Source organism: Streptomyces sp. XY006 (assembly GCF_002237655.1).
In the GTDB taxonomy this organism is placed as follows: Bacteria; Actinomycetota; Actinomycetes; order Streptomycetales; family Streptomycetaceae; genus Streptomyces; species Streptomyces levis.
The window spans coordinates 238,252-249,929 of record NZ_NOKT01000004.1 but is presented as its reverse complement, the minus strand read 5'-3'; the positions used below and the strand labels follow the sequence as shown (position 1 = coordinate 249,929).

The following is an 11,678-nucleotide window of genomic DNA, read 5'->3' as shown; positions in this document are numbered from 1 at the left end:
CACAAGAGTACCCAATCACCAAGAACAGGTAAAGCGATTGGCAAAAGAAAGACCAAAAACCCTGGTCAGACGGCTTTACGCATACTTGGTACGAGCGGCCGCGACCTGCGCGAGCACCTGCTGGAGGACCTGGCTGCCGGGCGGCACGAGCGACGGCTCGTACGTCCAGGCATGGCCGACCCACGGGTCGGCCAGGTGGTCGTCGGCCACCGGCGTCAGGCGCAGCAGGGAGCGCCACAACGGGTCGAGCAGCGGCCCGTACGCGGAGGACTCCTCACGGTCGGCCACCATCATCAGATGGACGCCGAAGGCGGGGCCCTCGTCGGCGAGGTAGCGCAGCTGGTTCACGGCCCGGTCGTCGAAGCCGTGCGGGAAGTCGTTGACGATCAGCAGCTGCTGGGCGGTGTCGAAGCCGGGCGGGAGGGCGTCCGCGGCGCCGCCCCGGACCGCCATCTGCACCAGGTCGACCCGCTGGGTCAGCCGCGTCAGCACGTCCGTCACGCCCGCGGCGCCGAGCGCGGGCGGGGCCGCGAGCACACCGGTCTGCACGAGGGGCGCCAGCGGCTGCGCTCCAGAGCCGGCCGGGTCGATGACGTGCACGGTGAACTCGCCCGCCGGATAGACGGCGAGCAGCCGGGCCGCGTGCGCGACCGCCGTCTCCATCGCGAGACGTCCCAGGGAGTGGGCGTCGGTGAACGAACCGTCGGACGACGCGGTGCGACCGCTGTCGATCCACAGGCCGCGCTCCAGCGGCAGCCGGACCAGCATGGGGATGCGGATCCGCTCGGCCTCGGGCAGGTGCAGGTCGCCCAGGCGCAGGGCCATGGGGATCTCCATCGGCACCCGGTAGGCGTGCCACACGGGGTTGTCCCAGCGGGCGTACGCCGGCGGCAGGGCCGGTTCGACCACGTCGGCCTCGGCCTGCAGCTGGGCGAGGTCCCGGTCGAGGGCTTCCCTCGCCTGGTCGACGAGCTGGGCGTGCCGGGCCCGGGCCGCCTCACGGGCGGCGTCGCCCTGCCCGCCGATCCGGCTGCGCGGGTCGGACAGGACCTGTTCGAGCTCCTTGTCCATGCGGGACTCGGCGAAGTCGACGGCGCTGCGGTAGGCGGCCGTGGTGCGGGCAAGGTCCTCGAACATGCCCCACACCTGGTTGTACAGCCGCTCCTCCATGGACCAGCCGGTCGCGTCGCCCGCGACGGGCCGGGCGGGCTGGCCGGGCGCGGCCGGGGGCGCGGTGGGCGGCGGCGGGGGCGGCGCGGCGTTCTGGCGGCGCGGGTGGCTGTAGTCGATCGGTCCGCCCGCGGTGGGGGCGGACGGCTGGGTGACGGTGCTCGGGTCGGGCGTGGCGCCGGGGTAGGACGGCGGCTGCGGGGACGTCTGCCCCGGCCCGCCGGAGGTCTGGCCGCCGTACGGGGACACCGGAGGGACCGGTCCGGGCTGGGGCGCGGCGCCGGCCTGGTCCGGGCCGAGGGCCGGGGCCGCCGCCTGCCGGGAGCGGTCGCCGTCGGCCGTGCGCGGCGGGGGCGCCTGCACCGAGCGGGCCAGCCCGTGGGCCACCGCCTCGTTGATGCTGCCCGCGAGCTGCTGGGCCTGCGGCAGGCCCTGGTCGGTGAGGAGTTCGGCGAGGCCGCCCGCGTAGCCCTGGCCGACGGCGCGCACCTTCCAGGCGCCCTGCCGGCGGTAGAGCTCCAGGGCGACGACGGCCGACTCCGCGTCCAGGCCGTGGATGGTGTAGCTGGCGATCTCGGCGCCGTCGAGGCCGGTGACGGCGACGAACGGGGCGGCCACGGAGCCGAAGCGGACCGGGCCCGTCCCGCCGGTGGGCAGGGCGAGCAGCACACCGACCCGGTGGACGGTCTCGGCCACGGCGTCCAGGTCCACCGCGAGGCGGTGGTCCGCGGCGGCCTGCCGGGAGACCTCGAGACCCGGCTGGGTGGGCGCGCCCGGGTGGGCGACCCACTCCACGCCGTGGATCCGGCCGTTCTCGTCGCTGAGCGCAGCCGCGGCCACGATCGGCGTGCCGGCCGAGATCCGGATCTCGAGACGGGCCTGGGAGAGCGGGTGGTTCTGCCCCCGCACCAGCTCGGCCGTCATCGCCTTCGTCCCCCTGTGTCGTTGTGTGGTGTCGTGTGCTGCCCGCCGGGCCCACCGGTCCCGGTCCCGGGTGCTCTCAGAGCACCGGCAGGATGGCCGGCATCAGGTCCTGGAAGGTGCGGCCGTTGGCCGGGTTGCCCAGGGCCGTCATCGTCCAGCCGGAGCCCGAGCGGTGCACCTTGGCCATGATCTGGGCCGTGTACTGGCCGCCGCCGGCCAGCGTGTAGCGGGCGAGCTCCTGGCCGTTGGTCTCGTCGACGAGGCGGCAGAACGCGTTCTGCACCTCCTGGAACGTCTGGCCCGTGAAGGAGTTCACGGTGAAGACGATCTGGTCGATGTGAACCGGGACCCGCGCGAGGTCGACGAGGATCGCCTCGTCGTCGCCGCCCTGGCCGACACCGCCGACCAGGTTGTCACCGGTGTGGCGGACCGAGCCGTCGTCACTCACCAGGTGGCGGAAGAAGACCACGTCGACCGGCTGCTTGTCGGCGAACAGCACGGCGGAGGCGTCGAGGTCGATCTCTCGCGTGCGCGAGCCGAACAGGCCGCGCCGGGGAGCCGCCTGCCAGCCGAGACCCATGCGCACCGCGGTCAGGCTGCCCCCGTCGTTCTTCTGCAGACTGATGGCCTGACCCTTGGTCATGTTGACGGTCACGCGCTGATTCCCCTCTCGAACGTCCCCTGTTGCCGCGCAGTCGCGGTTGACCAGCACCCTACGCAGGGGCACTGACAGCGACGTACCCCGGTCCGCACTTTGTGTCGGTCTTGCAACACACCGCGTGCGCGGTGCGCCGTCAGGCCAGGCCCGCCTCCTTCATCTGGCGCAGTTCCTTCTTCATCTCGGAGACCTCGTCGCGCAGTCGGGCCGCGATCTCGAACTGCAGGTCCGCGGCGGCGGCCCGCATCCGCGTGGTGAGTTCCTCGATCTGCTCGGCGAGTTCGGCCGCGGGGCGGTCGGTGGGCACCGTCTCCTTGGCCTTGCCCTTGCCCTTGGCGGGCTTGGCCAGCTCGGCCGCCTTGCCGAGGGAGGGCACGGGCGCCTTGGTGCCGCCGCCGTCCTTCCTCGACTTGCGGTAGCCCGAGCCGAGGAGCTGCTCGGTGTCGACGTCCTCGCGGGCGATCTGGGCGACGATGTCGTTGATCTTCTTGCGGAGGGGCTGGGGGTCGATGCCCTTCTCCGTGTTGTACGCGATCTGCTTCTCCCGGCGCCGGTTGGTCTCGTCGATGGCCTTCTCCATCGCCGGGGTGATCTTGTCCGCGTACATGTGCACCTGGCCGGACACGTTGCGCGCGGCGCGGCCGATGGTCTGGATCAGGGACGTCCCGGAGCGCAGGAAGCCCTCCTTGTCGGCGTCCAGGATCGCCACCAGGGACACCTCGGGCAGGTCCAGGCCCTCGCGCAGCAGGTTGATGCCGACGAGCACGTCGTACTCACCGGCGCGCAGCTCGCGCAGCAGCTCGACGCGGCGGAGGGTGTCGACGTCGCTGTGCAGGTAGCGCACCTGGATGCCGAGCTCCAGGAAGTAGTCCGTGAGGTCCTCGGCCATCTTCTTGGTGAGCGTGGTGACCAGGACGCGCTCGTCCCTCTCGGTGCGCTGGCGGATCTCGTGCACCAGGTCGTCGATCTGGCCCTCGGTGGGCTTGACGACGACCTCGGGGTCGACGAGGCCGGTGGGGCGGATGATCTGCTCGACGACACCGTCGGAGCGGGACATCTCGTAGGTGCCCGGGGTGGCCGACAGGTAGACCGTCTGGCCGATGCGCTCCTGGAACTCCTCCCACTTCAGGGGGCGGTTGTCCAGGGCGGAGGGCAGGCGGAAGCCGTGGTCGACGAGGGTGCGCTTGCGGGAGGCGTCGCCCTCGTACATGGCGCCGATCTGCGGGACCGTGACGTGCGACTCGTCGATGACGAGGAGGAAGTCGTCCGGGAAGTAGTCGAGCAGGGTGTTGGGCGGGGAGCCGGGCAGGCGGCCGTCGAAGTGCATCGAGTAGTTCTCCACGCCGGAGCAGGTGCCGATCTGGCGGAGCATCTCGATGTCGTAGGTGGTGCGCATGCGCAGGCGCTGGGCCTCCAGGAGCTTGCCTTGCTTCTCCAGCTCCGCGAGGCGCTCGGCGAGCTCCTTCTCGATGTCGTTGACGGCCCGCTCCATGCGCTCGGGGCCCGCGACGTAGTGGGACGCCGGGAAGACGTAGAGCTGCTGGTCGTCGCTGATGATCTCGCCGGTGAGCGGGTGCAGGGTGGAGAGCGCCTCGATCTCGTCGCCGAACATCTCGATGCGGACGGCGAGCTCCTCGTAGACCGGGAAGATCTCGATGGTGTCGCCGCGGACGCGGAAGGTGCCGCGGCTGAAGGCCATGTCGTTGCGCGTGTACTGGATGTCCACGAAGCGGCGCAGCAGCTCGTCGCGGTCGATCTCCTCGCCGACCCGGAGCGGGACCATGCGGTCCACGTACTCCTGCGGGGTGCCCAGGCCGTAGATGCAGGAGACCGAGGCGACCACGATGACGTCGCGGCGGGTGAGCAGCGAGTTGGTCGCTGAGTGGCGCAGGCGCTCCACCTCCTCGTTGATCGAGGAGTCCTTCTCGATGTAGGTGTCCGACTGCGGGACGTAGGCCTCGGGCTGGTAGTAGTCGTAGTACGAGACGAAGTACTCGACGGCGTTGTTCGGCAGGAGCTCGCGGAACTCGTTCGCCAGCTGGGCGGCCAGCGTCTTGTTCGGCGCCATCACGAGCGTGGGGCGTTGGAGCTTCTCGATCATCCACGCGGTGGTGGCGGACTTGCCGGTGCCGGTGGCGCCGAGCAGGACGACGTCCTTCTCGCCCGCCTGGATGCGCCGGGCGAGCTCGTCGATGGCGGCCGGCTGGTCGCCGCTGGGCTGGTAGGGGCTGACGACCTCGAAGGGCGCCACCGTGCGTTCGATCTGGGAAACGGGCCGCATGGGTTCCACCGTACGACCTCCCACTGACAACCTGCTCTGATCAGCGGTTTTGCGGGGCGCGGGAGCTCTGGTGCCGTACGGGGCGGTGGGGCCGGAACCGCAGGCGGGCCGGGTTGTGGTGGACGGTGTCGTGGGCGCGGGCGGGGATGCCGGGCTTGGGCTCGACGGGGGTGACGGCGGGCTTGCCCATGACCATCAGCGGGTCGAACATCACCACGACCCCCGCGAGCAGCAGGAAGGCCAGGGGGCCGATCAGCATGGGGGCGAGCAGGCCTGCCGGCGACTCCCCCGTGGTGGGCTCGGCCGTGCCGTGGAGGTGGACGCTGAGGGCGGCCATCCCGGTGTAGTGCATGCCGCTGACGGCCAGGCCCATGACGAGACTGGCTCCGACGCTCCACATCAGGCCCCGGATCTGGCCGGCCGCCCACAGCGCCGCGGTGGCGGCACACATGGCGATCACGACGGAGGCGCCGACGGTGAAGGTGTTGTACTCCAGCTTCCCGTCCAGGCTCATGCTCGCCATGCCGAGGTAGTGCATCGAGGCGATGCCCAGGCCGGTGATGGTGCCCCCGGTGAACAGGGCCGTTCCGCGGGCGCCCTTGTAGCCGACGATGAAGATCCCGACGCCCACCATCACGATCGCGACGGCCAGGCTCGCGAAGGTCATCGCCTTGTCGTAGTGGATCGGGACCTCCTGGACCGTGAAGCCCATCATGGCGATGAAGTGCATGGTCCATATGCCGGAGCCGATGGCGGCCGACCCCAGGGCGAGCCAGCCGGGGCGCCAGGACTGGGCGACGAGCATGGATCTGGTGGTGCAGCGCAGTCCCAGGGCGCCGCCGAGGCAGGCCATGAGGTAGGCGACCAGGGGTGTGACCAGGCCGTAGCTGAATCCGTCGACCGTGCCCTGCATGCGCGGCTGCCCTTCCCGCCCTTTGCGTCCCGTAATACCTGATGTGCGCCCCCTCCCAGGACCGCACCGGCGGTCAGGGTTGACGCAGAGAGTATGACTCCCACCGGAATGGTCGAACGACTTTCCCGCAAAGAAACACGGCCCCGCCCCAGTTGTGCGGCACCAGTGAGCGGAGTTGGGTCAGCTCCATTCACCCTGTGGCCATCCTGCACCCCTCTCGCGTTGACCCTCTGCTGTCACAGTTGTGCTGTCCGTGATGACGCCGACGACCGTCCGACGCGAGGAGTACGCATGCACGCGCGCACTGTTGCCGCCTCGACCACCGCGCTCCTGGGGACCGCCGCCCTCCTCTTTCCCGCCTCCCCCGCGCGGGCCGCCACCGACGGTGGCGGCCCGCCGCGTGTCATCGCCCACCGGGGCGCCTCCGCCTACGCGCCCGAGAACACGCTGGCCGCGGTGGACAAGGCGGCGGAGCTGGGCATCCGCTGGGTGGAGAACGACGTCCAGCGGACCAGGGACGGCGAGCTGGTCGTCCTCCACGACGACAATCTGCGGCGCACCACCGACGTCGAGGAGGTCTTCCCCGACCGGGCTCCCTGGAGGGTGCGGGACTTCACGGCCCGGGAGATCGCCCGGCTGGACGCGGGCAGCTGGTTCGGCCCCGCGTACGCGGGCGCGCGCGTGCCGACACTGGAACAGTTCGTGCACCGCGTCGAGCGCCACCACCAGAAGCTGCTGCTGGAGATCAAGAACCCGGAGCTGTACCCGGGCATCGAGCGCCAGACGCTGAAGGTCCTCAGCAACGAGGGCTGGCTCGACCGGTCGCATCTGGCGGGCCGGCTGATCGTGCAGAGCTTCAGCGCGGACAGCGTGCGGACGGTGCACGCGCTGAAACCCGGGGTGAAGACCGGGCTCCTGGGGACGCCCCCCGTGTCGGACCTGCCGGGGCTGGCCGGCTTCGCCGACCAGATCAACCCGTCGCACGGTTCGCTCAGCCTGGCGTACGTGTCGTCCGTCCAGGCGTTCACCGGGCCGCACGGCAGACCGATGGAGGTCTTCACCTGGACGGTTGACGACGCGGCGACGGCCCAGCGGGTCGCCGGGTACGGCGTCGACGGGATCATCACGAACAGGCCGGACGTGGTCAGGGAGGCCGTCGGCGGGTGACCGGCGCCTGATGCGTGACCGGTCCCTGGTGCGTGGCCGACGCCTGATGCGTGGCTGGTCCCTGGTGCGTGGCCGGCTCACGGCGGCGGCGTTGTCAGTGGTGGGTCGTACCGTGGGCGCATGGACAGTCAGGGGCAGGACGGGCAGCGGGTCGTATGGGCCGTGGTGGGCACCGGGATCGGTCCGCTGCTGCTGGCCGCGACGAAGGACGGCCTGGTCAACGTGGTCTTCCATGCCACGGAGGCGGTGCGGGAGCGGGCGGTCGAGCGGCTGGCGTCGCGGTTCGGCACCGAGCCCGTGGAGGCGCCCGGCTCCCCGCTGCTGGCCGAGGCGATAGGCCAGGTGGAGGCGTACTTCGCCGGTGAGCGCAAGGACTTCGACCTGCCGCTGGACTGGTCGCTGATCTCCGGCTTCAACCGGCAGGTCCTGCGTGCCCTCGCCGACGGCGTGCCGTACGGCTCGGTCGTGGGGTACGGCGATCTGGCCGGGCGGGTCGGGCAGCCGGGCGCCGCGCAGGCCGTGGGCATGGCGATGGGGGCCAATCCGCTCCCGGTGGTGGTGCCGTGCCATCGGGTCGTCGAGAGCGGCGGCGGCATCGGCGGGTTCGGGGGCGGGCTGGAGACCAAGCGGAAGCTGCTCGCCCTGGAAGGGGTGCTGCCCGAGCCGCTCTTCTAGGCGGACCGGGCCGGTCCGCGCCGCGACACGGGTGCGCGGGCTTGCGGCGGACCGGGCCGGTGGGTCGGTGAAGGCCGTCCGGTCAGTCGTAGTGCCGTGCCTCGAAGACGTTGCCGTCCGGGTCGCGGAAGTAGAAGCTGCGGGTGGCCTTGCCCCGGGCCCCGAACGAGTCGTAGGAGAGGTCGGACACCGGCACGGAGCGTTCCTGGAGGCGGCTGAGAAGCGCGTCGAAGTCGCCGTGGGCCAGGGACAGGCAGACGTGGTTCACGGGGTGCCCGGCGCTGTCCGCGGCGCCGGGCAGCATCGTCATGCGTTCGGCGAAGGTCAGCGGCATGAGGTCGAGGATGGTCTCGTCGTTGACGCGTACGGAGGGGAACGGCACCTCGCCGGCGGCGAACTCGCCGAGCCGGAGCGCCTCCAGCCCGACGGCCTTCTCATAGAAGTCGGCGGCGGCGAGCGGGTCGCGCACCCAGAGGACGACGTGGTCGAGACGTGCTGTGTGGTCCGTCATGCACCCCAGGCTCGTGAGGTGTCCGACGGCCCGCAAGGGTTTGGCCCGGTGTGCCGCCCGCCAGAGATGAGGGAAGACCGACTGGCCGGCTGACAGGAGGCAGGCGCGTGGTGCTGGTGGTGTCCGAAGAGGTGCGGGAGGCGCTCGACGCGGGTCAGCCCGTGGTGGCGCTGGAGTCCACGATCATAGCCCACGGGCTGCCGCGGCCCCGCAACCTCCGGGTGGCGCTGGAGCTGGAGACGGCCGTGCGGCAGGAGGGCGCGGTCCCGGCGACGATCGCCGTTCTCGACGGGCGGCCTCGTGTCGGGCTCGACAAGGAGCAGCTGGAGCGGGTCGCGAACGAGGACGGGATCCGCAAGCTGGGCCATCGCGACCTGCCGCTCGCGGTGGCCTCCGGGGCGAGCGGGGCGACCACGGTGTCGGCGACGGCGCTGCTCGCGGCGCTGGCCGGGGTCCGGGTCTTCGCGACGGGCGGGCTCGGCGGGGTGCACCGGGAGTGGACGGCCACGCAGGACGAGTCGGCGGATCTGGGCCTGCTCGCCCGGACGCGGATCACGGTGGTGTGTGCCGGGGTGAAGTCGATCCTGGACGTGCCGGCGACCCTGCAGCGGCTGGAGACGCTCGGGGTCGCGGTGGCCGGGTACGGGACGGACCGCTTCCCCGGCTTCTACCTGTCCGACTCGGGACATCCGGTGGACTGGACGCTGGGGACGCCGGAGCAGGTGGCGGACGTCATGCGGGCGCAGGACACGCTCGCCGGGCCGGAGTCGGCGCTGATCGTCGCGAATCCCGTTCCCGAGGAGGAACAGCTCGATCCGGAGCTGCACGCACGCGTGCTCGCGGACGCGCTGCACGCGTGCGAGGCGGAGGGAGTCACCGGCCAGGCGGTCACGCCGTTCCTGCTCGACTATCTGGTGCGGCACACCGACGGTGCCTCCCTGGAGGCCAACCTGGCGGCGGTCCGCGGCAATGTCCGCCTGGCGGCGCGGATCGCGGCGGCCTGGACTCGGGGATGAGCGGGGTCGGGGGCGGGGCCGGGGGTGGCGGTACCGGTTCAGGCTCCGCCGGGGGCGGTGCGGAGTCGGTGGGCGGTCCCGGGGCGGGCTCAGGGCTCGGGGGCGCGGGCTCGACGGGCGGCCCGGGCGCGGCGGGCCGTCCGGGCGCGGCGGCCGCGCCGGGCTCGACGGGTGGCGGCTCGGGGGTGCCTAGCGGGCTGCTCGTCGTAGGGGACGTCGTCACGGATGTCGTCGCTCGGCATCGGGCGCCACTCGCCGCCGGTACGGACACGGCCGCCACCATCCGGACGGTGCCGGGCGGGGCGGGCGCCAATGTGGCGTGCTGGGCCGCGCACCAGGGCGCCGAGGTGCGGCTGCTCGGGCGGGTCGGTGCGGACGCGGCCGCCTGGCACGAACGGGAACTGGCAGCGCAGGGCGTACGGCCGCGACTCGTCGTCGACCCGCAGGCACCGACCGGGACGGTGATCTGCCTGGTCGACGAGGGCGCCGCCGCGGAGCGGACGTTCCTCACCGACAGCGGGGCGTCGCTGCGGCTCGAACCCGCCGACTGGTCGGACGCGCTGCTCGACGGCGTCGCCCGTCTCCATCTGTCGGGCTACCTCCTGTTCTCGGAATCGAGTCGCGCACTGGCGGCCGTGGCCCTGGAGGCGGCACGCGCGCGTGGCGTGCCCGTGAGTGTGGACCCGGCGTCGGCGGGGTTCCTCGGACAGCTCGGCGCGGAGCGCTTCCTGTCGCTCGTCGAGGGCGTGGACGTGCTGCTGCCCAGCCGGGACGAGGCGTGCCTGCTGACGGGCGTCACCGACGCGGCCGACGCGGCGGCCGCGCTGAGCCGGCGCATTCCGCTGGTGGTCGCCAAGCAGGGCTGCGAGGGGGCGCTCGTGGCCCGTGCGGGGAAGGTGTGCGCCCGCGTTCCGGCCGTGCCGGCGAGGGCGCGGGACACGACGGGCGCCGGAGACGCCTTCACGGGCGCGTTCCTGGCCGCCCTGCTCGCGGGCGCCGATCCGGAGTCCGCGGCGGCGGAGGGCTGCCGGGCCGGTGCGCGGGCGGTGGAACGGGTGGGCGGACGGCCGCCGTCGCCGGAGTGACGGTGCGCGCGACGCCAGTGGTACGCCCTGTCCTGCGCCCGTGGTACCGACGCGCTGCCCTGCGCCACTCATACCGACGCCCGGCCCAGCGCCACGCGCGCCGACGCACTGCCCTGCGCCACGCGCGCCGACGCACTGCCGTGCCGGTCCGCGCTCCCCTGCGCCGGCCGTGCCGGTGCGTCGCTCCGGTTTCTGGACCGGCTCCGTGCCCCAGCCCGCTACGCCTTGCGTCCCCACGCCGTGATCATGGGCGGGGTGGTCAGGTCGAGCGCGCCGGAGGTGACGTTCGCGAGGTGGCGGTCGATCTCCTGATCCGTGGCGAGTCCGGCGGCGACCAGTTGGTCGCGGATCTGGCGGATGGTGACGGACTCCAGGGCCGCGCAGGCCGGCGAGGCGAGCGGGAAGTAGGCGTCGGCGTGGACGCGGGTCAGGCCGGCCTCCCGCAGCATGCGGGGCAGGGTACGGCCGCAGGGCAGTTCGGTGCCGCGGTCGGCGAGCAGCTTGCGGAAGCCGCTGCGCAGCCGGTTCGCGAGCTGCTGCTCGGGGCCGTACTCGTCGGGGCACAGCAGGGGCTGCAGGCCGGGGTCGGCGTCCTCGACGAGGAGACGGCCGCCGGGGCGCAGGGCCCGGACCATGGACCGCAGCGCCCGCTCCCGGTCGGTGACGTGGACGAGGGCGAGACGCGCGTGCACCAGGTCGAAGCCCTCCCCGGGCGGTTCCTGCGACCCGAGCTCGTGGGCGCGTACCTCGACGGGTGGCCGGGACGCGGAGGCCAGCCGGGCGGTGTCGGTGTCGGTCGCGACGACGCGTCCGGTCGGGCCGACCTTCTTCGCCAGCCAGGACACCACGGTCGTGCCGGCCCCGACCTCCCAGCAGCGCCAGCCGGATCCCACACCGAGCGCTTCGAGGTGCCGGAACGTCGTCGGGTCGAAGAGTGCGGCGAAGGCGCTGAAGTGCTCGGCCGCCTCGGTCTGCCGGGTGTCGAGGAGGTACCCATCGGTTCGCGTCATGCCACGATCATCCCAGTTGTCCGACTTATCCGGAACGGTCGACGCTCCCGAGGAGGACGAAGACCACGCCGACGCCCGGCCGCGCGCACCGCAGGCCCCGCCCGGTTCCCCCGCTCCCGCCCGGTCCCGCCTGGTCCTGCCCGGTGCCGCCCGGTCCCGCCATGAGCTGCCGTGAGAACCACCCGGCCCGCGCAGGCGTCGATATGTCGGAGCGTCAGCGCCGACGCGTCGTTCGTCCACAGCCGGGAACCAAGCGGAACGGGCCCTT

Annotated in this window: 11 protein-coding genes; 5 read left to right on the top strand and 6 right to left on the bottom strand. The window is 72.5% G+C overall.

The window, feature by feature from the left end; translation table 11 throughout:
- Window positions 1–75: 75 nt before the first annotated feature.
- From CHR28_RS07230 to CHR28_RS07215, 4 genes are all read right to left on the bottom strand, one after another.
- Window positions 76–2,094, bottom strand: coding sequence for a TerD family protein (locus CHR28_RS07230; RefSeq protein ID WP_094052639.1), 2,019 nt, complete (start codon window positions 2,092–2,094; stop codon window positions 76–78).
- 76 nt (window positions 2,095–2,170) lie between these two features.
- Entirely contained in the window at window positions 2,171–2,749 is a 579-nt protein-coding gene (locus tag CHR28_RS07225; protein ID WP_094052638.1) for a TerD family protein, read from the bottom strand.
- 139 nt (window positions 2,750–2,888) lie between these two features.
- The gene (uvrB, locus tag CHR28_RS07220) at window positions 2,889–5,033 is read right to left on the bottom strand and encodes an excinuclease ABC subunit UvrB (protein ID WP_094052637.1); all 2,145 of its coding nucleotides are present in this window, start codon (window positions 5,031–5,033) and stop codon (window positions 2,889–2,891) included.
- A 40-nt stretch (window positions 5,034–5,073) separates the two neighbouring features.
- Window positions 5,074–5,946 carry an MHYT domain-containing protein gene (locus CHR28_RS07215; protein ID WP_094052636.1) on the bottom strand — a complete coding sequence of 291 codons (873 nt, stop codon included), beginning with the start codon at window positions 5,944–5,946 and terminating at the stop codon, window positions 5,074–5,076.
- Between the two features lie 291 nt (window positions 5,947–6,237).
- Between CHR28_RS07215 and CHR28_RS07210 the strand changes: the two genes are divergently transcribed.
- Both CHR28_RS07210 and CHR28_RS07205 read left to right on the top strand, forming a co-directional pair.
- Window positions 6,238–7,113 carry a glycerophosphodiester phosphodiesterase gene (locus CHR28_RS07210; RefSeq protein ID WP_094052635.1) on the top strand — a complete coding sequence of 292 codons (876 nt, stop codon included), beginning with the start codon at window positions 6,238–6,240 and terminating at the stop codon, window positions 7,111–7,113.
- A 120-nt stretch (window positions 7,114–7,233) separates the two neighbouring features.
- Entirely contained in the window at window positions 7,234–7,788 is a 555-nt protein-coding gene (locus CHR28_RS07205; RefSeq protein ID WP_094052634.1) for a methylated-DNA--[protein]-cysteine S-methyltransferase, read from the top strand.
- A gap of 82 nt (window positions 7,789–7,870) precedes the next feature.
- Here the strand turns inward: CHR28_RS07205 and CHR28_RS07200 are convergent, their stop codons facing one another.
- Entirely contained in the window at window positions 7,871–8,299 is a 429-nt protein-coding gene (locus CHR28_RS07200) for a VOC family protein (RefSeq protein ID WP_094052633.1), read from the bottom strand.
- Between the two features lie 107 nt (window positions 8,300–8,406).
- Here CHR28_RS07200 and CHR28_RS07195 point away from each other — a divergent pair, with 107 nt between their 5' ends.
- Complete coding sequence (locus tag CHR28_RS07195; RefSeq protein ID WP_094052632.1) at window positions 8,407–9,315, top strand: pseudouridine-5'-phosphate glycosidase; 909 nt, start codon at window positions 8,407–8,409, stop codon at window positions 9,313–9,315.
- 185 nt (window positions 9,316–9,500) lie between these two features.
- On the top strand, window positions 9,501–10,400 hold the full coding sequence (locus CHR28_RS07190) for a carbohydrate kinase family protein (RefSeq protein WP_094052631.1): 900 nt from the start codon (window positions 9,501–9,503) through the stop codon (window positions 10,398–10,400).
- 218 nt (window positions 10,401–10,618) lie between these two features.
- Here the strand turns inward: CHR28_RS07190 and CHR28_RS07185 are convergent, their stop codons facing one another.
- Window positions 10,619–11,410: a methyltransferase domain-containing protein gene (locus CHR28_RS07185; RefSeq protein WP_094052630.1), complete on the bottom strand. Its 792-nt coding sequence runs from the start codon at window positions 11,408–11,410 to the stop codon at window positions 10,619–10,621.
- Window positions 11,411–11,426: 16 nt separating this feature from the next.
- Here CHR28_RS07185 and CHR28_RS37675 point away from each other — a divergent pair, with 16 nt between their 5' ends.
- The gene (locus CHR28_RS37675; protein WP_179272339.1) at window positions 11,427–11,585 is read left to right on the top strand and encodes a hypothetical protein; all 159 of its coding nucleotides are present in this window, start codon (window positions 11,427–11,429) and stop codon (window positions 11,583–11,585) included.
- Window positions 11,586–11,678 lie beyond the last annotated feature (93 nt).